General features: G+C 53.6%; 16 protein-coding genes. 3 read left to right on the top strand and 13 right to left on the bottom strand.

The window, feature by feature from the left end:
- Positions 1 to 200: 200 nt before the first annotated feature.
- A complete protein-coding gene (locus tag AC3G2T_RS15420; protein ID WP_474684131.1) occupies positions 201 to 1,613 on the bottom strand; it encodes an NAD-dependent malic enzyme in 1,413 nt (470 codons plus the stop codon).
- Positions 1,614 to 1,999: 386 nt separating this feature from the next.
- Here AC3G2T_RS15420 and AC3G2T_RS15415 point away from each other — a divergent pair, with 386 nt between their 5' ends.
- The gene (locus AC3G2T_RS15415) at positions 2,000 to 2,632 is read left to right on the top strand and encodes a TetR/AcrR family transcriptional regulator (RefSeq protein WP_474684130.1); all 633 of its coding nucleotides are present in this window, start codon (positions 2,000 to 2,002) and stop codon (positions 2,630 to 2,632) included.
- Positions 2,633 to 2,938: 306 nt separating this feature from the next.
- Here the strand turns inward: AC3G2T_RS15415 and AC3G2T_RS15410 are convergent, their stop codons facing one another.
- Positions 2,939 to 3,919 (bottom strand): alpha/beta hydrolase family protein, encoded by a 981-nt coding sequence (locus AC3G2T_RS15410; protein ID WP_474684129.1) that lies wholly within the window; start codon positions 3,917 to 3,919, stop codon positions 2,939 to 2,941.
- 399 nt (positions 3,920 to 4,318) lie between these two features.
- Entirely contained in the window at positions 4,319 to 5,296 is a 978-nt protein-coding gene (locus AC3G2T_RS15405; RefSeq protein ID WP_488436047.1) for a carbohydrate kinase family protein, read from the bottom strand.
- A 213-nt stretch (positions 5,297 to 5,509) separates the two neighbouring features.
- Between AC3G2T_RS15405 and AC3G2T_RS15400 the strand changes: the two genes are divergently transcribed.
- Positions 5,510 to 6,712, top strand: coding sequence for an oxalate decarboxylase family bicupin (locus AC3G2T_RS15400; protein ID WP_488436046.1), 1,203 nt, complete (start codon positions 5,510 to 5,512; stop codon positions 6,710 to 6,712).
- A 184-nt stretch (positions 6,713 to 6,896) separates the two neighbouring features.
- The gene (locus AC3G2T_RS15395; RefSeq protein ID WP_488436045.1) at positions 6,897 to 7,802 is read left to right on the top strand and encodes an S-layer homology domain-containing protein; all 906 of its coding nucleotides are present in this window, start codon (positions 6,897 to 6,899) and stop codon (positions 7,800 to 7,802) included.
- Positions 7,803 to 8,806: 1,004 nt separating this feature from the next.
- Here the strand turns inward: AC3G2T_RS15395 and AC3G2T_RS15390 are convergent.
- From AC3G2T_RS15390 to AC3G2T_RS15345, 10 genes are all read right to left on the bottom strand, one after another.
- A complete protein-coding gene (locus tag AC3G2T_RS15390; RefSeq protein WP_488436044.1) occupies positions 8,807 to 11,701 on the bottom strand; it encodes a family 78 glycoside hydrolase catalytic domain in 2,895 nt (964 codons plus the stop codon).
- A 57-nt stretch (positions 11,702 to 11,758) separates the two neighbouring features.
- Positions 11,759 to 12,589, bottom strand: coding sequence for a carbohydrate ABC transporter permease (locus AC3G2T_RS15385; RefSeq protein ID WP_474684124.1), 831 nt, complete (start codon positions 12,587 to 12,589; stop codon positions 11,759 to 11,761).
- Positions 12,586 to 13,452 (bottom strand): carbohydrate ABC transporter permease, encoded by an 867-nt coding sequence (locus AC3G2T_RS15380; protein ID WP_488436043.1) that lies wholly within the window; start codon positions 13,450 to 13,452, stop codon positions 12,586 to 12,588. The genes AC3G2T_RS15385 and AC3G2T_RS15380 overlap by 4 nt, the downstream gene beginning before the upstream one ends.
- Before the next feature lie 91 nt (positions 13,453 to 13,543).
- On the bottom strand, positions 13,544 to 14,890 hold the full coding sequence (locus tag AC3G2T_RS15375; protein ID WP_488436042.1) for an ABC transporter substrate-binding protein: 1,347 nt from the start codon (positions 14,888 to 14,890) through the stop codon (positions 13,544 to 13,546).
- A 93-nt stretch (positions 14,891 to 14,983) separates the two neighbouring features.
- Positions 14,984 to 16,546 (bottom strand): response regulator transcription factor, encoded by a 1,563-nt coding sequence (locus tag AC3G2T_RS15370; RefSeq protein WP_488436041.1) that lies wholly within the window; start codon positions 16,544 to 16,546, stop codon positions 14,984 to 14,986.
- A complete protein-coding gene (locus AC3G2T_RS15365; protein ID WP_488436040.1) occupies positions 16,546 to 18,321 on the bottom strand; it encodes a cache domain-containing sensor histidine kinase in 1,776 nt (591 codons plus the stop codon). Before AC3G2T_RS15365 ends, AC3G2T_RS15370 begins: the two co-directional genes overlap by 1 nt.
- Positions 18,322 to 19,744: 1,423 nt before the next feature.
- Positions 19,745 to 20,791 carry a Rieske 2Fe-2S domain-containing protein gene (locus AC3G2T_RS15360; RefSeq protein ID WP_488436132.1) on the bottom strand — a complete coding sequence of 349 codons (1,047 nt, stop codon included), beginning with the start codon at positions 20,789 to 20,791 and terminating at the stop codon, positions 19,745 to 19,747.
- Between the two features lie 203 nt (positions 20,792 to 20,994).
- Positions 20,995 to 21,537, bottom strand: a complete 543-nt coding sequence (hpt, locus tag AC3G2T_RS15355; protein WP_474684766.1) for a hypoxanthine phosphoribosyltransferase — start codon at positions 21,535 to 21,537, stop codon at positions 20,995 to 20,997.
- 25 nt (positions 21,538 to 21,562) lie between these two features.
- The gene (locus tag AC3G2T_RS15350; RefSeq protein ID WP_474684767.1) at positions 21,563 to 23,074 is read right to left on the bottom strand and encodes an IMP dehydrogenase; all 1,512 of its coding nucleotides are present in this window, start codon (positions 23,072 to 23,074) and stop codon (positions 21,563 to 21,565) included.
- A gap of 32 nt (positions 23,075 to 23,106) precedes the next feature.
- Entirely contained in the window at positions 23,107 to 23,667 is a 561-nt protein-coding gene (locus AC3G2T_RS15345; protein ID WP_488436039.1) for a phosphoribosyltransferase, read from the bottom strand.
- Positions 23,668 to 23,750 lie beyond the last annotated feature (83 nt).

Here is a 23,750-nt window from a genome sequence, read left to right as displayed (position 1 = left end):
CACTTCATACATCAGGATAACTTTATTATTGCTCTTGCGATGATATAAGTGAAATATATTAAAGCAATTTATTTAATAGTTATTACCTATAAATTATCCTTAATCGAAAAGTAAATGACAAAAGCTAAAGCCGCCCTTATAAATAAGGGATAGCTTTAGCTTCTTTTGCCGCCGGTTCCTGTCGGGGCCGTTGCACGGTACTACGTATTGGGATTTCTTCGAGCTACGCCTGTTTCGATGGCTGCTTGTATGACTTTCTGGCGGACAGATTCGACGACCTTGTGGTTGAACACGCTCGGAATGATATACTGCTCGTTCAATTCATGCTCTCCAATTATGGAAGCGATCGCCTGCGCAGCGGCGATTTTCATTTCTTCGTTGATTGTCGTCGCCCGGCAATCCAGGGCACCGCGGAAAATGCCGGGGAAGCAGAGCACATTATTGATCTGGTTCGGATAATCCGACCGTCCGGTCGCCATCACGCGCACATAAGGCGCCGCTTCTTCCGGGCTGATCTCGGGGGTAGGATTCGCCATGGCGAATACGATCGGATCCTTGGCCATCTTTTTAACGTCTTCGACTTTCAGAACACCGGGGCCGGACAATCCGATGAACACGTCGGCTCCTTGAATGGCGTCGGCGAGCGTCCCTTCCGCCAATTCCTCGTTCGTATTCGCCGCGTACCATTCATGTACAGGGTTGGTGTACGTATGATTGCGGTTCAGTATGCCTGTCCGTTCTACGCCAATGATATGCTTCACCCCGGCGCGCTGCAAAATTTTCGTGCAGGCCACCCCTGCGGCGCCGACGCCGGTGAAGACGACCTTGATCTCTTCCATGCTTTTTCCTACGATTTTCAATGCGTTGATCAAACCCGCCAGCAAAACGACAGCCGTGCCGTGCTGATCATCGTGGAATACGGGAATATCCAGTTCCTTCTTCAGTCTTTCTTCGATTTCAAAACAGCGCGGCGAGGAAATATCCTCCAAATTAATGCCGCCAAAAACCGGGGCAATCGCTTTTATTATTTGAATGATTTCTTCGGTATCTTTCGTGTCCAGACATATCGGAAAAGAGTCCAAATCGGCCATTTCCTTGAACAGCATCGCCTTACCTTCCATCACCGGCAGTGCGCCGAGCGGACCGATATCGCCTAATCCGAGAACGGCGGTGCCGTCGGAAATGACCGCAACCGTGTTGCGCTTAATCGTCAGCGAGTACGCCTTCGACGGATCGTGGTGGATCGCCATGCTGACTTTGGCGACGCCCGGCGTGTATACCCGGGACAAATCGTCACGGTTTTTTACCGGAACTTTAAGTTTAGTTTCAATCTTGCCTCCTAGATGAAGCAAAAAGGTCTGATCGGAAACATGCAGCACCTCGATACCCGGATGCGCCTCGAGAGCTTGTACAAGTTGGTTTTGGCGGGAGTCGTCCGAAATATTGATCGTTATATCTCGCACAGTGGAATCCTGCAGCGTTCTGATCATATCCACAGCAATAATCTCTGCGCCCCATTCATTCATCATAGACACAACTTCAAAAAAGGAGACGGCCCGTTCAATTTCCAAACGCAGAATGACGCTTTGACTTCCCTTTGTTTCTACCGACATTGTTAAACCTCCCACAAATAAAAATCCGACATCATATTTGAGATCAACCTGCGCCATCTCATATAATCATTATATTTTTCGCGACATAAATCGCAACATTAAAATATTTATTGCATACTAAATAATATTTTATCACCCATTTAATGTGTGTTATTATTTTACATCTGCATCTCTCGTAAAAACAAAAAAAACCGGCGCCGCCGGTTTTTTTATGAAAAATGGCCCCTAGGAAAAAAATGGTTGAAACCAATCCACTTTCACAAAGGTTTAAAATCGGAATATACGGTTGAGCCATGTTGGTGGTAATAGTATAATTATTCACATATGCGGTAATGGATGAATTCGTAAATGTAAATTGAGGATTAAATTTATGGGGGGACTACTTGATGAATAACAAAACGGATAACCCCAGTGATGGCTTGGAACCTCGCGACCACACGGATCGACGCGTGCGCGCCGACGCACAGCGCAACATCAATGCTTTGCTCCAGTCCGCGATGACGGTGTTCGCGACCTCGGGAGTGGACGCTCCAGTGCGGGAGATTGCGGAGAAGGCCGGCGTCGGCGTCGGCACTGTTTACCGCCATTTTCCACAGCGCTCGGACCTTATCGAGGCCGTCTTCCGTCACGAGGTCGATGCTTGCGCAGATGCCGCGGAGGATTTGGCCGCCAAGCATGAACCCGGTGAGGCACTGGCGCGATGGATGCAGCGATACGTGGACTTCATAGCGGCTAAACGCGGACTCGCGGCGGCTCTGCATTCAGGCAACCCGGCATACGAGACCTTGCCCTCCTACTTCGAAAAGCGACTAAATCCCGCGCTGAGAACCTTGCTTGAAACGGCGACCGCTGCCGGTAAGGTGCGTGCCGACGTTGAGCCAGACGATTTGCTGCGGGCGGTCGCGAGCCTTTGTACGGTGGTACACAACGGCGATCCCGTGCATGCGCGGCAAATGGTTGCTCTGCTCGTAGATGGGTTGCGCTACCGCGCGATCCCGTCAGCAAACACGCCCTCCTAGAAGTCTGTCCGATGAACCTCCAATGCAATTTGACCATGCAATAAGTAAAAGGAACTCTCGCGTACCGTGCCAACAGATCGAGAGCTCCTTCCAATTATTGTGCAGATTTTACATAGTAACAAATTGGCAGTAGGAACGGTTCAGGTTCTTACCGCCATAATAAGGTATGTACAGTCGATAGGGGAAGCCATGCAAATGGCTCCCCTTTTCTCTTAGCTAATGGAAGCCTCTATCGTTTGTTTCTTAACGAAGCTACCCGTTCGACATGCGTTCGGATTTATTCGAAACGAAGTGCCCATCAGGCCCTTACTTGGACTCGATGCGCCCCAGCGGGCTGGCGCTCTCTTCCAGAGCCGCGCGAGCTGCCGGCCAACTGGAATCGTCGAGGTCGAGCGCGTTGCGAAGGTAAGCCCACGTGAGCCGCTGGACCACAGCGACTCGCTCGGGGTTCTCGTCCGTGGTCTCGGCGACGTCATATCCAGAGACCCCGCCGAGCCCGTGCTCTGCGTCAAACAGGGTGAGCAGGGACTTGGGGCCTGGGGAGAGGAAGTACGGATCGGTGTGCCAAGCCGGACCCCGAACCGTCAGGTGAGTAGACGTGTCTTTATCGCCGGCGACCACGAGCGCAGGCGTCGTCATCTCGGAGAAGTCCGTGGTCAAGAAGAAAGGATACTTCTCGGCTGCGAACTCGCTGAGGGCATCGCCGCCTCTGCCGGGCGCGGCAAGCAGTACACCCGCCTTGATCCGGGGCTCGACCAGGTTCACTTCCGTTCCGTCGTGCGGATCGGTGAGCCGGGCGCCCAGCAGCAGGCTCGCGGTGTGCCCACCCATCGAGTGCCCGGCTACGGCGACCTTGCTTCGGTCCAGGCGCCCGAGGAGCTGCGGGACAGCGGCCTCGATCACGTCGAACTGGTCGAGGATGCGCTTCATGTCCTCGGCCCGCGATCGCCAGTACAGAGGCGCCTCAGGGTCGCCGGTATCCAGGCTCAGCGTCCTCGAGCTCAGATGGGTGGGCTGGATCACGACGAAGCCGTGCGCCGCCCAGAAGTTGGCGAGGGGGGCGTATCCGTTCAGTGAGGAGAGGTTGTTCGAGTAGCCCTGACCGTGCGAGAGGAGGATGACCGGCAGGTCGCTCCCGGTCATAGGCGCGGAGACCCGTACCTCCAGGTCCACGGCTCGGCCGGGAGCTGGCAGCACTACCGGACTGACCGAGAGGACGGGAGCGGGCGTGCTGAGGGCCTTATCTATAGCCGGCGTGGTTGTGTTGCTCATGGAATGATCTTTCATAGTAAACTCCTTTTTTCATCGATTTATGGCCAACCCGCCTTGTTGTGCTAAAGACAAACACAAACGGAACCACGTTCCAATTATATATGGAACATCGTTCCGTTTGCAATAAGTATTTCGATTAAACACTCGTTTAGATTGAAAAAGGGCACGCCAAAAGAGGTAATTGAGGTTTATCCTAGGAACTGGAGAGAAACCTCACATATTACCTGATCATCGGCTTTTCGTAACTATGGCTTACTTATAAAGAAGCTGTGCGGGCTGTATTGCTTAAGGCAGCAATCATCGTCGATAAGTTTCGTGTTGTCCGTATAGCAAACCAGGGCTTCAAAAGGAACGCAGACCTGCCGAAAAATATGGGCGATTAAAGGCTTTGCGCGCTATTCACAAACTTCCCTCTTACTCCGCGTCGTTCCCGGCATTTCCCAACATCGTGCGGATAAAAGCATCCTGTTCCGCTTGCGCGCTCAGTGAGCGGCAGCAGCTCTCCGACGATTCTATCGTCCAGCCTGCAATCCGGGTGCCTGCCGCGACCGCGGTTCCGAGGTCTTTACCGTTTGCCAGGGCCATAACCGTCCCCGAGAAAAAGGCGTCTCCGGCGCCGCTCGTATCGACCAGTTTGACCGGCTGGACAGGCTGGAACCCGGATTCGCCGGTTCGGGCATCGTGATAGATTGCCCCGCTTGCTCCAAGAGTTACGACCATCTGCTTGATGGAACGGGACGTCATGAATTGCCGCAGCATTTGCGTCTGGGCCTCCCTGCTCAATTCGGCCAGAGACGGGCTGCCGAACAACCGCGCCGCTTCGAACTCATTGCAGATGAAGCACTCCAACCCTTCCAACACCTCGGGATGAGAAGCGATCACGCTAAAGTTGCTGGGCAGCCCGTAAACGTTTTTGTTCAGCTTTTGCGCCTGACGGAGAATTCGTTTGGTCAACTGCTCGTTCAAATCAAGGACAAGCACCACATGGCTTGACTCGGACAAAATTTGCTCGCCCTTCTCTTCTACCATCCGCTCTAACGCCCCAAGCTCCGGCATGTCCGAAATAGAACCGACCAAGTTGCCGTTTTCGTCCAAAATCGCAAGCCAAAAACCCATCCCTTTCTCCGGAATGGGCTTAATGTACTCCGTCCGAACTCCGCAATCCCGCAGATGCTCCACCACGGCCCTGCCGTTGCCGTCGGCATTCACGGTAGACATCATCGATACCCGGACGCCGAGCCGGGCCAGATTTTCCGCTACATTTCTTCCGACCCCGCCGTGTACGAAACGAACAGCCCCCAGATTCCGCCCGTTGTGCCGGTAAGCGTCTGATGAAAATCCTTTGCAATCCATAAGAATAGTGCCGATAACCGTTACATTCGTATCCATCATTCAAATCCTTTGGCTAAGTATACTCATTTTTCTTCTGCCCATTATACACGCATACCCTAGCTTATGAAAGCGGGCGAATGCGCGTTTGGTTTGGAGCACAAGCAAGGCGTTTGACGGCTGGCATATGTACGAAAAACGCATCATAAATTTGTAAAATGACAGCCGACCGCATGCTAAACAGAAACGGCGGTCCGGCGAAAGGAGGACGTTTGAATGGGTGGCAGGCCTTTATCGGGGCGGCCGGCGTATGTCAATATCCCGCAGCCCATCAGAAGCGATGGCGCCGGGGCGACGGATTTCGGCCCACGGGACGTTATGCGGGATTTGGAAAACCCCGACATGCTGGTCCCGCCGGCGACGGATGCCGGAACGATTCCCAACATGAAGTTTTCTTTTTCCGATACTCATATGCAGCTGAATTACGGCGGGTGGTCGCGGGAAGTGACCGCAAGGGAACTCCCCATCGCTACCACGCTGGCCGGGGTGAACATGCGGCTGACGCCGGGCGGCGTCAGGGAGCTGCACTGGCACAAGCAGGCCGAATGGGCCATTGTGACGCTGGGGAGGGCGCGCATCACTGCGGTCGATCAGGATGGGCGGAACTTTATCGCCGATGTCGGCGTGGGCGATCTGTGGTATTTTCCTCCCGGCATCCCGCACTCGATTCAAGGGCTGGCGGAAGGCTGCGAGTTTCTGCTCGTCTTCGATGACGGCAATTTCTCCGATATCGACACTTTCTCGATCTCCGACTGGTTCGCTCATACGCCGAAAGATGTGCTGTCGGCGAATTTCGGCGTACCCGAGAGCGTCTTTGCCCATGTTCCGAACGGACAGAAATATATTTTTCAAGCCCGGGTGCCCGGTTCTCTCGAAAGTCGGCAAGTTGCCGACCCGTACGGTACGGTGCCCAAAAGTTTCACATACCGGCTGCTCGCGCAAAAGCCGCTGGTAACGCCAGGGGGAACGGTGCGCATCGCCGACTCCACCAACTTTCCTATTGCGACCGCGATAGCCGCCGCTTTGGTGGAAATCAAGCCCGGCGGAATGCGCGAAATGCACTGGCACCCTAACAACGACGAATGGCAGTATTACCTTTCGGGCACGGGGCGCATGACTGTTTTTGCGGCTGAAGGCACAGCCCGCACGTTCAACTACCGGGCGGGGGACGTAGGGTACGTACCCTTCGCTTTCGGACATTACATCCAAAACACCGGGAACCAAAACCTGTGGTTTCTGGAAATGTTCAAAAGCAACCGCTTCGCCGACATATCGCTCAACCAATGGATGGCCCTGACCCCTTACGAGCTCGTGCAAAATAATCTGGATGCGGAACCGGCGTTGATGAACGCTCTGCGCAAAGAAAAATGGCCTGTCGTCCGCTACCCGGCGCCCGCGCCCATACATAGAAAGCCATAAGACAACTAATACTAGCTGTCTTATGGCTTTTGTTTTTATTTTCCCAACCCATCGATAAAACGGCGCATCCGGAAAATTGACGAATTTTCCGAAAGCCCTGCAACTTTTTCCACGCCATTTCCGTTTTAAGGTTAACTCTAGAGGACAACAACATAAATCATGAATAATAAGGAGCGAAATAACATTGAAAAAATTAATCGCATTAACCTTAACGTCTTTAATGGTCGGCAGTCTGACATTTAGTACGGCATTCGCTTTTTCGGATGTCGAAAGCGGACAAGCGGAAGCTGTATCGGCGCTGCAAAGCCGCGGCGTCGTCAGCGGAATCGATAGCGAGCACTTCATGCCCAAAGGCAAGATCAGCTATGCACAAAGCGTGCAAATGATCGTAAAAGGCTTGAATTTAAACTTAGACACGATCAAATTTGTCAAAAAGCCGGAGGCATCGGATACTTACACCAACATTCCAAACAATGCCTGGTATGCGGACGCGTTCATCATCGCTCATTACAACGGCCTGGAGATTCCCAAGGATGTGAATCCGAACGCCATCATTACACGGGAACAGTTCGGGAACTTGCTGGTTCACGCCCTGGAGAAAGACGGGAAGTTCCCGCTGGTGAAAATGTATGTCGAGATCAAGGATGCCGATCAAATTACGACTGAGTATCAAGGCGCGCTGCAGCGCATGCTTTTGTATAAAATCACTTCGCTCGACAAGGACGGCAAGCTGAATCCGAAAGGCGAGCTTACCCGCGGGGAAGCGGCGACTTGGGTTTACAACGCGGCTAAGGTCGCAGCCGCCCACACGCAAAAACCGGCACAGGCCGAGAACGTTTCGGTGGCTGTCGAAAAAATCAACGACGACATCAACAAAGTGACGCTGTCCCGCGGTTCCAAGCCCAGCACGGGCTATGGGATAACAATTACCGGCATCCGGTTCGAGCAGGACGGCCAAGCCGTCATCACGTATACGCTGCAGGACCCGCAGCCGGATTCGATGAACTTAACCGTAATTACCGAGCCGCAGGCCGTGACTTACGTTTCCTCCAAATACAAAGCAGTGGCCGAACCAGCCGCTGCGAAGTAATGCTAGAAAAGACGCCTCCGGCACCCGCTGTACCAGTGGATGGGGGGCGTCTTTTTCGTGTTGTAGCAGCTTGGCCGGGAGCGCTGTACGATGCATGGTCGCACTGCGCTCAGCTCCCAGCGCGCGGTGGTGCTGCTGCATAACGGCGGTCGGTCGGCCACATCGTTACAACATCGATCCAAGCCTCCTTCAACGACCCGAGGCACTCTCTCCTCCAGCTGTGCACGATGCATGGTCGCACTACGCTCAGCTCCTTGCGCGCGGTGGTGCTGCTGCATGACGGCGGTCGGTCAGCCACATCGTTACAACATCGATCCAAAGCCCACTTCAACGACCCGAGGCACTCTCTCCTCTCGCTTGTACACGATGCATGGCGGTCACAACCCATCGTTACAGCACCAAGGGGGGTGTGAGGGATGTCGGAGGGTGCGGGAAGGCTGGGGAGTGCTGATAGGCAGGTTTTTGGGTACAACTTTTCAGCGGCTGGAGATAAGATGAGCGTATTGTCCGGTAACAAGTGGCTAGTTTTGTCAGTCGAGGGATGATTTCGCCCACCCGTAATCGGCTGATTCGGTTTGATCAACAGCTTCAGGGCCAGAAAAACTGCAAAAATACAGGCTTTTTCGAGGAAACCGGCTCGTTTCGAGGAAAAGCCTGCAATTGTGCAGGAATTTTCCGAAATGATGGGCCTGTGCTTGAGTTCGGGCGTAAAAACCTGCAGATTTGCAGGAATTCTTCGAAACTAGCACAGTTGGCTGCAAAAAGATGCACTTTTGCAGGCTTTCAGCGCGCGATGCCGACGATGCCTTAGCAAGCAGTGTTCCAGCACGGCATCTCGCAGGAACGGAACGACGACGCACCCGCTCCCCCCTGAAGAAAGCCAAACCCACCCCACAAGCGGCATCAGCGTTTGTGGAGTGGGTTTTGGTGCTTGCGGGGTGGCATCAGCGCTTGCAGGGCGGCTTTGGTGCCTGCAAGCGGCATCAGCACCTGCGGGGCAGTTCTTACAAGCTGGAGAGCTCTTCGAGCAGCGCGGACAGCTTTTCGCCCGGCAGGCTCACGAACGGCAGCTCCGCCAACTGCTTGAAAGTGGACTTTTTCACGATATGGAAGGCGCCGCCACCGAAAAGATCCGGCAAGTGCTTTTTCAGCACTTCGGTCGCCGCCGGATCGCTCAGCACGTCGTCGATTCTCGTGTTCACCGTGTAGATGACGCGGAACAAATTCGCATTCGTGTAGGTGAAGGAGTACGCTCCCGAACCGATCATCAGCCGCACTCCCTGCTCGCTCTCACCGATCAGTTGGATGCCTTCGGCCGAGCCCAGTTCCACACCGCTTTCTTTCAGGCCGCCGATCGTCGCGCCCCTAAGCACAACCTCAGCGGTCGTGTTCGCCGGAATCCGCACGTTCACTTCAATCCGGTCGCCGTCGACCCGCCACCCGGATTCAACCCGGCCGTACATCGATCGATGGGCGGCTGAAGCGTAAGCGAGCTTGTTCAGGCCGAACAAAGGCTCGATATGCATCCGTTTGAACGCCGGCACCGCGGCATCCATGTCCAAGCCGGCTACTTTGCGGTACATCCAGTCGCCGATGGCGCCGTAGGAATAATGGTTGAAAGAGTTCATGTCATCGCTCCAGAACGAACCGTCCGGCTTGATGCTGTCCCAATGCTCCCAGATCGTCGTCGCGCCTTTGGAGACGGAGTACAGCCAGCCCGGATAGCTTTCCTGCAGCAGCAGCTTCACGGCCGTACGGTGGTAGCCGTTATTCGAAAGCGCGAAGCACAGGTATGGCGTCCCTACGAAACCTGTCGTTAAGTGGTACTCGTTGTCCACGAGCAGCTCGTTCAAATCATGCGCGACTCTCGCTCGAACGCTATCGTCGACCAAATCAAAAACAAGCGCAAGCACATGAGCCGTTTGCGTAGGAGCGGCGACCCTGCCGGTTTTCGTGACGAACTCTTCCCGGAACGCTTGCACGACCTTCCCGTAAAGCTCGCCGTACAGCCGGGCATCGTCCTCTTTGCCGAGAGCGAGTGCGGCATCGCGGAGGAGACGCGTCGAATACGCGTAGTAAGCGGTCGCGATCAAAGCCGTCGGAGTCGCTCCGATGTAACTGTTCTCCTTGGCGTCAAGACCGAGCCAATCGCCGAAATGGAACCCCGTGTTCCATAAATATTCGTTTTCGCCTTGAGCACGAATGTACTCGACCCAGGCTTTCATGCTTTCGTACTGCTCGGCTAACAGACGCGTATCCCCGTAGTATTGGTAAACGGTCCACGGGCAAATGACCGCGGCGTCGCCCCATGCAGCCGAATTCGCGCCGCCCGCCACGTCCGGAATGACGAAAGGAACTCCGCCGTTCGGCAGCTGCTCCGCCTTCAGATCGTGCAGCCATTTGGTAAAAAACGGCCCGCCCTGGAAGTTAAACAGCGCCGTGCTGATAAATACCTGTGCGTCCCCGGTCCAGCCCAGCCGCTCGTCGCGCTGCGGGCAATCGGTCGGCACATCCAGGAAGTTGCCTCTCTGCCCCCACTTGATGTTGCTTTGCAGCCGGTTCACCCGCTCGTCGGAGCATTCGAACTCGCCGGTCGGCTCCATGTCCGTATGAATCACTTCGCCCGTAAAAGCATCCAGCGGCAGTCCGTTCTCCTGGCCCGGGAAGCCCTCCACTTTCACGTAACGGAAGCCCATGAACGTGAAATAAGGAGCATAGCTTTCCTCGCCGCTGCCTTTTGCGACATACTCAACGGTCTGCTTCGCGGGACGAAGGTTGCCGAAATAGATGTTGCCGTCTTTGTCCAGCACTTCCGCATGCCGCAGCTGAATGCGGGTTCCGGCCGGAGCGTTCACTGTAAACCGAACCCGGCCCACCATATTTTGCCCCATATCCAGCACATGATCGCCGGCAGGCGTTACAAAGTAAGAAACGGGGCGCAAGATTTCGGTTACCCGCGTCGGATCGTTCTCTTGAGCGACCAGGACGCTTAGCGGCAAACCTTCGCAAATCTGCACGGACTTCCACTGCCCTTCGCTCAGCTCCGCGCCGCTCCAGCCTTCTTGCTCCAATCGCGCATCGTAGGTTTCTCCGTGGTAGATCGTCGAATACAAAATCGCGCCTGTAGAAGCCTTCCATGACGAATCCGTGGCAATGACCGTTTCCGTTCCGTCCTTGTATTGAAGATGAAGCTGCAGCAGCGCCGCCCGGCGGTCGCCGTACTTGTAGTTTTTATTTTCAAAGCCCATCCCGCTCTTGTACCAGCCGTCCCCAAGCATGATGCCGATTCCGTTGCCGCCCTCAAGCAGCAGCTCCGTCACGTCGTACGACTGAACCTGCAGCCGGTTGTGGTAGCTGGTCCAGCCCGGAGCAAGCACTTCCTCGGACACGCGCCGGCCATTCATATACAGTTCGTAAACCCCTGCCGCTGTCGCATAAATGCGGGCGGACACAAGCCCTTCTTTCGCCTCGAACCGTCTGCGGAGAAGAAAAGCCGGCTCGGCGTCAGGATCGATCTCATCCGCATGCGGCGTAATCCATTGCGCATGCCATTCGCTTTGATCGAGAAGCCCCATTTCCCACCAGGCGGTTTCACTCCATTCGGATTCGCGGTCGAAGCGGTCCCATACTTTTACCCGATACGAGTAGCGCATGCGCGATTTCAGCCCGGGTCCCGCGTACGGAATTTGGATCGACTGCTCCGATTCGACGAAGCCCGAATCCCACAGCGGCGCGCCAAAATCGCCGTCCATGCCGGCTACGACAATCCGATATCCGCGCTGCATCGTGCTGCGGCGGTCCGATTGAAGCTGCCAGCTAAACCGCGGGCTCGCGACTCCAATGCCAAGCGGATTCGTGCGGTATTCGCATTTTAGTGCTTCAACTGTCAATTTCCCCATAAAATCTCTCCTCTTCTTTGGCCTTATGATTAACAGCATAAATATTAGCGCTATTAATTAACCTTTGACTGCGCCTGCGGTCATGCCGGCCACAATCTTTTTGTTGAAAAAGATGAACAAAATCAGCGGCGGCAAAGTAATGAGCAAAATATTCATAAACAGCAAGTTCCACTGCGTGACGTACTGGCTTTGGAAATTGTAAAGCGTAAGCTGCACCGTAGCGTTTTTCGCTCCCGGGAAAAAGTACAGCGGATTCGTAAAGTCGTTGAAGATGCCGACCGAAGAAGTGACGATAATCGTTGCGGTAACAGGTTGAAGCAAAGGGAGGATGATCCGGTAAAACAGCTTGAAGCCGCTGCACCCGTCAACGACCGCCGCCTCGTCGATCTCGCGCGGAATCGCGGACATAAAGCCTTTGTAGAGCAGGACGCCGAACGGGAAGCCGAGCGCAACCTCGACCAGGACAAGTCCTGGCATCGTTTTAAACAGTCCGAGACCGTTCAGCACCCAGATCGTAGGCACGATGGCGGGCGGAATGATCAGTCCCGACAGGACGAGAAAGTTCAGCCACGGCGTAGCCCTGTCCTGCCTGCGCTGCATGACGTACCCGGCCATGGCGCAGACGATAACGAGCACGACGATCGATACGACCGTGAGCAGCGTGCTGTTGTAGAACGCCCTTATCAGCATATAATCCCGCGCAGCGATCACTTGTTTTAAATTGTCCCAAAAATGAATCGTCGTCGGCCACGCCAAGTTCAAGAGCGAGGATTCCTGCTTATCCTTGATCGCATTGACGATAACGAAATAAAAAGGGATCCAGAAAACGACAACCGTCAGAAGAACGGCAACGGCCTCCACACTGAACCTTCTTATCCCTTTGCTCATAGGTCAACCTCTTTTCTATTCAAGTACGTATACAGCGGGAAAGCCAATGCCGTGACGAAAATAAACAGAATGACGTTGCCTGCCGTCGCCAGACCGTAATAGCCGCCTTGGTACTGCTTGTAAATGATCGAAGCGATGAGGTCGGTCGTAAAGCCCGGTCCCCCTTTGGTCATCGCCCATACGAGGTCAAAAGAGCGCAATCCGCCGATAAACGCCAAAATGATGACCGAGTTCGTCGCCGGACGGCTGAGCGGAAGGATGATGTTCCAAAACTTGCGGAATGAGCCGCCGCCGTCGATTTCCAGCGCTTCATAATAGTCTTGAGGAATCGACATGATTCCGGCAATGTAAATGACGGTGGCGAAGCCGACGCCTTTCCAGACGTCCACAAGCGCTACGGACAACAGCGCGATGCGGGTATCGCCCAACCAATCCGGCCCGGTGATGCCGAGCACGGCTAGCGAAGTATTGATCAAGCCTTGAGTAGGATGCATCATCATGCTGAAAGTAATGCCGACCGCAATGGCGCTAAGCAAAGTCGGGAAAAATATGACAGACCTCAGGTAACCTTTGGTTCTTATTTTTGAAGTTAGAAATACGCCCAGCAAAAGTCCCAAAACCACTTTCAGGACGCAAGTGACGACCGCGTAAATGAATGTATTTTTGAAGCCGATAACGAGCGATGCTTCCTGGAAAAACATTTTGAAATTGTCCAAACCGATAAATTCCCAATCCGCCAAATTCCACCTGGTCAAGCTGAAGAAAAAGGACATGACGGTCGGCAGCAGGAAGATCACCAGGTAAACAACCGCCGCCGGGATCAGAAAAGCGTATGAATACGTGCGTTTGAAAATCTTGGTCATCGAGTTCACCCCTGTATCTTAAAGAAGGGGAGCCGGTCCTGCATCTAATTTGCATGAGGACGGGCTCCCCTCAGATTCTATCCGTTAGCGACTACCATCCTTGAAGACCAAGCTGCTTCGCTTGTTTTTCTACATCTTTGTCGTATGCCTCCGCACCTTGTTTGCCCGTCTTGATGCCTGCGCCGACTTCCGTCGTAATTTGCGGCATGCTGGAGCCTTTGACAGGAGATACATACTCCAGCGCCGGAGCCGTTTTGCCGGAATTGAAATACGGGAACATATCCTTAACCGCTTGCGATACATTGTCAGGAAGCTTGGCGTCCTTGATCGCATACGGTCCCGTAGGCTTGGAAACCGAAAGCGTCGCGGCGATGCCTTCTAAAGATGCGGTGAAGTTGAGGAATTTTTTGGCTTCTTCGATGTGCTGGCTCTTCTTGTAAATATAAGCTCCATTCGGCATCCAAAGGGTCAAACCGTTTTGATCCGCGCTGTCCCCGGGCTGTGCGAAGAAGCCGATATCCTTCATTTTGTCCGGATAATTCTGTTCCAAAGTAGGAATCGCAAAGGAAAGCATCGGATATTGCGCGCCCTTGCCTTCCGCCAGCATTTTCAAACCGGCATCATAATTCGTGGCCAAAAAGTCTTTATTCATATACCCTTTCTTCGCAAGTTCCTCCAGCTTCTCAAAGCTTCTCAGAGCGGCCGGATCGGTCGAGTATTTGGCTTTGTTGGCCGTGTAATCGTCCGCGAATTTCGGATTTTTAGCTTGCACATTGTAATAGTCCGCGAGCACGACGATCTGAGAGGTCCAATCATCCTTGTAGGAGCCGATGACAGGCGTAATGCCGGCCGCTTTGATCTTCTCGTTATTGGCCATCAGTTCATCCCACGTTTTCGGAACGGAAAGACCCAGATCCGCATAAATCTTTTTGTTGTAAAACCAGCCGCCGCCCGATGTCGAGCCTTGCGGGGCCCCGTAGATTTTGCCTTTAAAAGTAACCGTAGGCTTGAAGGAATCGATCACATTCGCCATGAACGGCTCGTTAGTCAGATCCAGCAAGTTTTGCTCCGGATTAAGCGCTTGCATAAGAGAACCGGCATTATACCAGAAAACGTCGGACATATCCCCCGTAGCAAGACGGGTTTTTACGATATTGTCGCCTTCGCCGCCGCCCGGACGGGTTTCCGTTTCAACATGAATATTCGGATATTTCTTTTCAAATGCCGCGACAACCGCGTTGGAGGTATTGACGGCATCCTGCGAATTGTCTACAAGCAGCGAAATCGTCACTTTTTTCCCCGAAGCGTCGGTTTGAGCCGCCGGTTGTCCGCTTTTATCTCCGGCTTGCTGCGATGCGCCGCCGCAGCCTGCGAGCGCGCCGGAAAGCAGCACCGCGGTTGACAATGACGCGACAAGCTTTGTTCCCTTTTTATTCATCGGTTAAGCCCCCTTATGATGTTGACTTGTTGTGCAGAGTTCGATCCCCCTGCAGTTTTATTGTAATACCGGCTCATGGGGTGCGGCAGTGCTTCATTTTTTTGTTTCATGTCCGTTTTTTTCTGATTGCACCGCATCTATTTCTGAATGTGCACGTATATCCATATAATGTACATGCTGCTCTTTATATTGCCCCGGCGCTACCCCTGTATACTTTTTAAACACCTCGGAAAAATGTCTATACGTATGATAGCCTACCTTCTCGCTGACTTCGTTCACCTTCAAGCCTTTGCCAAGCAGCGATTTGGCCAGCTCCATCCGGTACCGGGTCACATATTTGATGTACGACTCGCCCATCTCCTCTTTGAACAGCACGCTGAAATACGTCTGGTTCATGCCCACGTGCTCGGACACTTCCTGCAGGGTCAAATCACGGGTGCAATTCTGCCGGATAAAATGGCACGCCCGGACGACGGCGGCATGTCGCGAATCGCCACGGGCATCGATCGTGACGTCGGCGATCCGCTCGATCTGGCTGCGGAACCATTCAGCGACCCGCCCTTTCGCGGCCATTTCGCCGAACTCGACATGCGGCATGCTGTCATGCAGCCGGAAAGACTTGTCTCCGGCGCTTTTTTTCGCTTCCTCCAGCAGCAAATAAATCAGCTTGAGCATCTCATGCTCCGTCACTTCCGGATCGAACTTCCCGCTTTGCAGCCATTGAATAAAGCTGTCGATCTGCTCAAGCAGCACCGCTTTGTTGCCCGAGCGCAGACTCAGAATGATCGCTTCCTCCCGCTCCGTCACCCCTTCGGGCACATCCGCAAGGTCGCCCAAATCCTCAAAGCGTATCATCCCCTTCTCGCCCAAAAAACGCGCCGTTCTCAGCGCGCGAAGCGCCTCTTTGCAGCTGAGGGACGCTTCCGAAACGCGCAGCTTCGTCCCGCCGCTGCCGACCGGCATTTCGGCATGCTCGAATTCGCCTATCGCATGCTCCCAGAACTCCTGCGCCGGAACGTCGTAATGGAAAAAAACGATCATCCGCTCCTGCCCGTGCCTGACGGCGACCGCATCGTACGCAGCGCCCTCCGGAGGCGCGAGCTCGTCCGCCGCAGCGGCGATGACGGTTACGGCCTGCACCCGCTGCGCGTCCGGCCCGAAGCTCTCCCGCCACTTCGCCTCGGCTTCCGCCCCGATCAGCAGCAGATCGAGCGTCGCCTTTTCGAGCAGCTCCCGCCTGTTATTTTGCGACGCCCGCTTTAATTCCCGGATCTCCTTTTGCCGGCCAATACGGTCAAGCACTTTGCGGATAGCTTTTTCCACGCTCTGGATCGTAATCGGCTTCTCCAAATAATCGACAACGTCCAGGTTGATAGCCCTTTTCACATATTCAAACTCGTTGAATCCGCTGAACACGACACAATACGTCTCCGGTGCTTCCCGCATGACCTCCTCGATCAGCTGCAGCCCGTCCATGCCCGGCATCCGAATGTCAGTAAATATCATATCCGGCCGCTCGCTGCGAAAAAGAGACAGCGCGGACAAACCGTCGCTTGCGGTACCGGCCAGTTCGATGCCGAAGCCCGCCCAATCGATCATTTCCCGAAGGCCTTTGAGCACGATATATTCATCATCAAATACGGCTGCTTTCAGCATCAGTCATCCCTCTTTTCCATAATTGGGTTAAAGCGAATTTCGATCTTCGTCCCTTGATTCACCCGGCTCGAAATCGTCATGGAACTGCTCGCTCCGTAATACAAAAGCAGCCGTTCCCGCACATTCCGCAAGCCGTACCCCTGCTCCGTCCGTTTCATATCTTCAATGCCGACCCCGTTATCCTCGACCGTAAAAATAAGAAATCCATCCTCCCTCCTGCCGGTCAGATGAATCGTGCCGTCCCCGACTTTGGGCTCCAGGCCGTGATAAATCGCATTCTCGACAAGCGGCTGCAGCAGCAGCTTCATAATCTCCATCCCCATGATGAAGGGCTCCACCTCTTCCACATATTGGAATCGGTTGTCATACCGGATATTTTGTATCGTCATATAATGCTCAATGTGCTTCAATTCCTTGAACACCGATATCATATCTTTCCCTTTATTCAAGCTCAGCTTGAAGCTTTCCGATAAAGAGACCGCCATTTGGGCGATATCGTTGTTTTTTTGCAGTGTAGCCATCCAGTAGATCGAATCCAGCGTGTTATACAAAAAATGAGGCTTGATCTGCGCCTGCAGCGCCCTTAATTCGGCTTCGCGCTCTTTGAGCTCGGAGAGGGTCAGCCGCTCGTTCAAATCCTTGTTTTCCGAAGCCAGCCGCTTGAACGTCTCGCCGATCGTTCCGACTTCATCCTGTTCGAACGTCTCCGTAAAATCGCGGGTTCCTTTTGTCCACTCGACCATCATTTTTTTGATCTGCAGGAGCGGCCGGGTAATGGTGCCGGAAATAAAAATAGATACGATAAGCGCGACAAATCCCATCGAAACCGCGATGGAGGTTGTGACCATGGCGATTCTATTCGATTTTTTCAGCAGCTCCTGAATTTTAATCAAGTGGACAAAGGTCCAGCCCGTCGTCTGATTCTGATATTGGCTGATCAAAAATCCGTTGTCCCGCAGTTCGCTAAGCACGGCGCCAAGGTCCCCTTCCCGGGAAGACGGCAAATCCGGCATGCCGTTATTAAATACGATGTTGGTCTTTCCCTGATCGGGTTCGAGCGCCATAAAGCCGCCGTAATCGTTACTTGCATTAAATATGTTGTTGAATATCGATTTCGATACGTTGACGACGAGCAGACCGATCGGCTCGCCGTTCGGATCGGAAGCGTCCCGGAACAGTTTTACCGTAGAAAACGAATCCTTCGACTCCCCCAGCACGTCATAGCCGAAAAAGACGACCCTCCCCTGGGCGTTAAAAGCGTTTCGATACCACTCCGTTTGTTGGATCAGCGCCTGCTTGTTCGGTTTCTCATAAATGCCGGCATCATCGGACCGCCCGGTGCAAAACGTCCGGAAATCGAGATTGAATACACAGACGGAATTCACGAATTTGGTGTCGGAAAGATTGCTATTGACCAGCTTCTGAAGCCTGCTGGGCGTCCATTCCAGCGAGCTGCCTTGCCCGAAGATCGGCTGCGTGCCGCTGCCGGTGTTGCTGCTGCTCAGCACGCCCCGCATTTCGTCGTTCATCACGATCGACCGGTGCAGATTGACAATATTCCGCAGCAGCAAGTCGGCCACTTCGCTGGACGTTTCCAAGTGATCCTCATTCGTCTGCGCGTTCGTCTCCATGAGCGTGCTTTTGGCGATATTGAAGGAAATGTACCCCAGTATGAACAGCGGGGGCAAAGATACGACAATCATCGCCGCGAGAAAGCGGCTTCTAAGCTTTTGGAAACGTAATTTGCTGCGAAGTAAACGCATCCAAGATTTCATGCTGACCCCCCTGTCGTCGCTTTCGTTTTGTGCGGCGTTCCGCAACGCCAATCAGCGGCCTGAAGAGACGAAACAGGTCGCTGAACAATACAAATCCTATAAGGCTATTATATATAGGGTGTACAAACATACAAAATGTACACATTTTTTTGGCGGATGTCCGATTTTTTTGGGTGAGCGGTACGCTCCCCGCATCGCACCGATACAACAAAAAAACACGCGTCAGCGTGCACCTTGTTAGCGGGGATAATTTTTTTTTGGGGGGGGCGGCTGCCGGAATGCCTCATAAACGATACCTCGACCATCGGACAGACAAAAAACACTACCCCGACCATCTGGCAGACAAAATAATGAAGAACGCTCGCCGCAAGTTCCCCCGGCAAATTCCCCCGATTGAAGAAACTGATTCCACCAAAATTTGCTCATGCACCACTCGCTATAGGTTCCCCGGTCCGACTTGGTTCCATACGTGGAAATCCTGACCTTGAAAGAACAAAATCACCCCGACGGCTGACAAAGCACTTACCCCCAACTTTATGCACACTTTATCCACAAGCAACAAAAATCATAATTTCCTAAACAGTGAGATAAACCTCTATCGAGGTCTTTTCGAAGATGAGCGACCGCGTTCAGAGGTAGGTTTATTCGCCAATAAGAATGCTGTTCTACGCGCTTTAGCGCTGTAAAGAACTTAAACATTCTTATGTGGTAAAAAAATGCTCCTTTCGGAGCATTTCTGAGACCTGTCGCAAACTCGCTAGCCCATCGCTGAAGCCGGCAGCGTGCACAATTCCTGCAAAACATACAAGTCACAAAACATTCCTGCACCATCACTCACCATCGCAGGCTGTTGAAAGACTCGCCCGCTACTCGCAAGCACATCTACTCGGCAACGCGGTGAAAACCTGTAAAAACCCCCATGACGCCGTGGACGTCACTCCACAGAATGAAAATAATCAGGCACACTGCGTTCTATTTTCGTATAAAGTGCAGGTTTTCACTCGTGCTTACGCCAGCAGCGAGAAATTCCTGCAAAAACCCCCATGACGCCGTGGACGTCACTCCACAGAATGAAAATAATTCAGGTCTACTGCGACTATTTTCGTATAATGTGCAGGTTTTTGCACGTGTTCACCCCAGCAGTGAGAAATTCCTGCAAATGTGCAGGTTTTTGCTCGTGCTTACGCCAGCAGCGAAAAATTCCTGCAAATGTGCAGGAATTTCATCGAACATACGGGCCCAAGCTCATTTTCACCAGAAATTCCTGCACTTTCGCAGGCTTTTCGCCAAAACGGACCCCTTTTACGGAAAAAGCCTGCACTTTCGCAGGTTTTTTGTAGCGCCTCCTCCGGCTGCCTGGCCAAGTATCGTGACTTTCTCGGTCAATCGCACATCTACAGCATGTCGGGCCGTGTTTTGCCTTCTATGACGTGTAGGTTTTGCCGAGCCCCAACTCGGTAAGAAGCTGGCGGTACGCGATGGAGGTGCGGTCCGCCGGAATATGCGCTTCGGCTTGCAAATCAAGTGGCAGATCTTCCGGCGTCTGCGCTTCGACCATATCCCGGTCCTCTTGGAACACCTGCAGGTTAAACTTGATGGTGTCCTCGACGGGCGCGTTTTTATCGAAATTTCGCGATATCGGGCAAAACAATCTCGTATAGCGCGCCGAAACCGGCGATGCGCAGTTCAAGATCATCAGCTTGCCGTCATTCGGGAAATATACGGTGAGCGAAGCCGCAAACGGAGGGAATACGCGGAATTCGCGGAGCCACATGAATCCGTCCGGCGCCGGATTTTCCTGGCCTCTTCCGTAATTGCTGACGGTGCTCCAATACTCGGCCAACAGTTGGTTGCCTTCACGCGTTACTTTGTATTGGGGAACTTCGGTGTTGTTGCGGTCGCCAAATGTTTCGGTATGCACAAAGGCGAAATGCGACACATCCAGAAAGCCTTCCATCTGCCGCCCTGCCGATCCCGCAATGTCGAAACTCGGCGGCAGCACGTTCATATAATCCGGATCGTCCCATCCGGGAAACGATGGAAGCTGTTCTTCCGTTGAAGCAAGCGAGGTCCATACCAAGCCGTATCGTTCAACGGCCGGGTATACGATCAATTTCAATTTCGGTGAAATTTTAGCGTCCGGATGCGCCGGAACCGCTGTACATTTGCCTTCGCAATTGTAACGGAAGCCATGATAGGGGCAGACGATTTCCCCGTTCTCCACCCAACCCATGCTCAACGGGGCGCCGCGATGAAAGCAGAGGTCCCGGGCAATCACGATTTTGCCGTTGCTGCGGTAGCACACGAGCTTCACATCCAAAAGCTTGACAGCAAGCGGCTTATCCCCCACTTCGCTGACTGCGGCTACCGGATACCAATATTTGGACAGCACTTGCCAATCTTGAGGTGTAAACGTGCAATCCCGTGGAAGCTGAACTTCGGCACTCGCTGTCATACTCTCATTTACCATCATCGTATCCACCCCATCATATTTTGGATAAAATCAAATCACGACCGGCCGGCTGCCCCGGCCTCGCATCCCACGCATGGGGTTTGGCGCCCCCGTCGTGGAGAGCCACGACGTGCGTTGGGGGAGAGATGCCTCACGCCCTATGCACGGGATCTAACCCCCGGCTACCCGCTCCGGGAAAGAGGCGGCCTCACGCCGCTTCCCTACTTCGCCAGCACGCTCGCGTCGAGGGCGCATACTTCCGGCAAATTGCGGTATTTGCCGGCATAGTCGAGGCCGTATCCGACGACGAACTCGTCGGGAATCTCGATGCCTTTGTAATCGACATGGACTTCGACCCGGCGGCCGGAAGGCTTGTCGAGAATCGTGCATATTTTGACGCTGCGGGCTTGGCGGGCCAGAAACAGCTCTCTCAGAAATTTCAGGGTGAACCCGGATTCGACCAGGTCCTCCACAATAAGAACGTCCTTGCCCACTACATCCACATCGGTATCTTTCTTGACGGTGATCTCTCCCGAAGTTTGCGAGCCGCTGCCGTAGCTGGAAACCGACATGTAGTCCGTCTCGACAGGGAACGCAATCTCCCGCATCAAATCGGCCATAAACACCGCGCCGCCCTGCAAAATACCGATAAGCACCAGGTCTTTGCCGCGATAATCCGCGGTTATCTCCCTGCCCATTTCCTGCACCTTGCGATGCAGTTCCGCTTTGCTGACCAGCACTTTTTTGATTGCTTCCGTCACCATCCAGCCCCCTTTTCCGATGCCGGTATCAGTTCGACCGGTCCTGTTCCTTCAGGATGACATCATGCGCCCCGCCCTCAACAATGCTGGTCGAGGAGACTAGCGTAATTTTGGCCTTTTGCTGCAGCTCGGGAATAGAAATCGCGCCGCAGTTGCACATGGTGGATTTGATTTTGCTGACGGTGATATCCAGATTGTCTTTCAGCCGGCCGGCGTAAGGGATGAACGAATCGACGCCTTCCTCGAATTCCAGCTTGGATTCCTTGCCTTCGCCGCCAAAATCGTACCGCTGCCAGTTGCGCGCCCGGCTTGAGCCCTCACCCCAATACTCCTTGACAAAATTGCCGCCGATCAGAACTTTGCGTCCGGGGCTCTCGTCGAAACGGGCGAAATATCTGCCCAGCATGACAAAATCCGCCCCCATCGCCAGAGCGAGCACGATGTGGTAGTCGTGAACGATGCCGCCGTCGGAGCAGATCGGGACGTATTCGCCCGTCTCCTCGAAGTACCGCTGTCTCGCTTCGGCGACTTCCATGACCGCGGACGCCTGGCCGCGTCCGATGCCTTTCTGCTCGCGGGTGATGCAGATCGAGCCGCCGCCGATGCCGACCTTGATGAAATCCGCGCCCGCCTCCGCCAAATAGAGGAAGCCGTCGCTGTCCACGACATTGCCGGCGCCGACCTTGACCCGATCCCCGAACGTATCCTTGATATAGCGGATCGTATCCGCCTGCCACTCCGAATAGCCGTCCGAGGAGTCGATGCAGAAAATATCCGCCCCGGCTTCGATCAGCGCCGGAACCCGCTCGCGGAAGTCTCGGGTATTGATGCCCGCTCCCACAATCAGCTGCTTGTTCTCGTCGTGCAGCTCCAGCGGGTGTTCCCACCCGCTGTCGTAATCTTTGCGGAAAACGAGATACAGCAGGTTGCCGTTTTTGTCGACAACAGGCAGGCAATTGAGCTTGTGCTCCCAGATCATATCGTTAGCCTCGGACAGCGTAATGCCTTCTTCGGCATAGATCAGGGAAGAGAACGGGGTCATGAGCTGAGAGATCGGAGTGTGGTGCGGGGTCCGGTTTTCGCGGTAATCCCTGCTGGTAACGATGCCCATCAGCTTGCCGGTCGGCAGCCCGTCTTCCGTAATGGCGATGGTGGAATGACCGCTGTCCGCTTTGAGCCGCAGCACATCTTTCAGCGTGTCCCCGGGCCTCAGATTGGAGTCGCTGACGACAAAGCCTGCCTTAAACTTTTTAACTTTCTTCACCATCTCCGCCTGCTGCTCGATCGGCTGCGAGCCGTAAATAAACGAAATGCCGCCGCATTTGGCCAAAGCGATCGCCATTTCATGATCCGATACGGCCTGCATGATCGACGAAGTGACAGGAAGGTTCATTTCCAGCGCGGGCCGCTCGCCGCTCCTGAATTTTGTTACGGGGGTTCGGAGATTTACATTTTCCGGAATGCAATTTTTCGCGGTCAGATTGGGAACAAGCAAAAATTCGCTGAAAGTTCTTGAGGGCCGCTCGTAATAAAACGCCATGTCCATCCTCTCCCAAAATAAAGTTCTGCCGATTATACCTTACTTAAAAACCGCGTCGGAATCCCGAAGTCATCCTCGAGCTTCCGGTAATGCTCGCCTTTGACGAGAATGACTTGCACGCCGACAAGCCTGACTTCCATTTCTTCCAATTGCTTGACAATAGAGCGAATCGTAGAGCCCGAGCTGATTACATCGTCGAGGATCAACACGCGGTCATTTTTTTGGAAACCGTCAAAATAAATATAATTTTCGTTATATGCGGTCTCCCGTTTTATGCAAATTTGGAAATCTTCGTACAATTCCGTGCTTAGCCTGAGAATGTTCATCGGTTTTTGCAGCTTGTAGGCCGTCAGCATCCCCCACGTATGACCGCCCGGCTCCGGCGAAACGATATAGTCGAATTCCGGAAATTGCTCCAAAATGCTCTCCGCGAGATTGTCCGTAATCTCCGTCAGCAGCTCGGGAACGATATACGTCCCCCGCTCCCCAAAGGGATACAACTTAAAATCGTAGACGGTATCGCGGTCTTTCATAATCTTTACTGTTTTTGCGCTGCTGATCGACTCATTCAGCCTGGCACACATGTTGTTCATATTCGTTCACTCCTTCCGAGGTCACCTGCGCGTATTGCAAATAACCCCAGAGACAAGAGGCGCAGTACGGACAATCCCCTACC

Source organism: Paenibacillus sp. sgz302191 (genome assembly GCF_057749925.1).
The sequence above is the reverse complement of the archived record's forward strand: the minus strand, read 5'-3'. Positions and strand labels throughout refer to the sequence as shown.

Excerpts from the sequence above, each read along its gene's own strand:
- AC3G2T_RS15420 (WP_474684131.1), bottom strand. The coding sequence starts at position 1,613 with ATGTCGGTAGAAACAAAGGGAAGTCAAAGCGTCATTCTGCGTTTGGAA.
- AC3G2T_RS15415 (WP_474684130.1), top strand. The coding sequence starts at position 2,000 with ATGAATAACAAAACGGATAACCCCAGTGATGGCTTGGAACCTCGCGAC.
- AC3G2T_RS15410 (WP_474684129.1), bottom strand. The coding sequence starts at position 3,919 with ATGAAAGATCATTCCATGAGCAACACAACCACGCCGGCTATAGATAAG.
- AC3G2T_RS15405 (WP_488436047.1), bottom strand. The coding sequence starts at position 5,296 with ATGATGGATACGAATGTAACGGTTATCGGCACTATTCTTATGGATTGC.
- AC3G2T_RS15400 (WP_488436046.1), top strand. The coding sequence starts at position 5,510 with ATGGGTGGCAGGCCTTTATCGGGGCGGCCGGCGTATGTCAATATCCCG.
- AC3G2T_RS15390 (WP_488436044.1), bottom strand. The coding sequence starts at position 11,701 with ATGGGGAAATTGACAGTTGAAGCACTAAAATGCGAATACCGCACGAAT.
- AC3G2T_RS15385 (WP_474684124.1), bottom strand. The coding sequence starts at position 12,589 with ATGAGCAAAGGGATAAGAAGGTTCAGTGTGGAGGCCGTTGCCGTTCTT.
- AC3G2T_RS15380 (WP_488436043.1), bottom strand. The coding sequence starts at position 13,452 with ATGACCAAGATTTTCAAACGCACGTATTCATACGCTTTTCTGATCCCG.
- AC3G2T_RS15375 (WP_488436042.1), bottom strand. The coding sequence starts at position 14,890 with ATGAATAAAAAGGGAACAAAGCTTGTCGCGTCATTGTCAACCGCGGTG.
- AC3G2T_RS15370 (WP_488436041.1), bottom strand. The coding sequence starts at position 16,546 with ATGCTGAAAGCAGCCGTATTTGATGATGAATATATCGTGCTCAAAGGC.
- AC3G2T_RS15365 (WP_488436040.1), bottom strand. The coding sequence starts at position 18,321 with ATGAAATCTTGGATGCGTTTACTTCGCAGCAAATTACGTTTCCAAAAG.
- AC3G2T_RS15360 (WP_488436132.1), bottom strand. The coding sequence starts at position 20,791 with ATGGTAAATGAGAGTATGACAGCGAGTGCCGAAGTTCAGCTTCCACGG.
- hpt (WP_474684766.1), bottom strand. The coding sequence starts at position 21,537 with ATGGTGACGGAAGCAATCAAAAAAGTGCTGGTCAGCAAAGCGGAACTG.
- AC3G2T_RS15350 (WP_474684767.1), bottom strand. The coding sequence starts at position 23,074 with ATGGCGTTTTATTACGAGCGGCCCTCAAGAACTTTCAGCGAATTTTTG.
- AC3G2T_RS15345 (WP_488436039.1), bottom strand. The coding sequence starts at position 23,667 with ATGAACAACATGTGTGCCAGGCTGAATGAGTCGATCAGCAGCGCAAAA.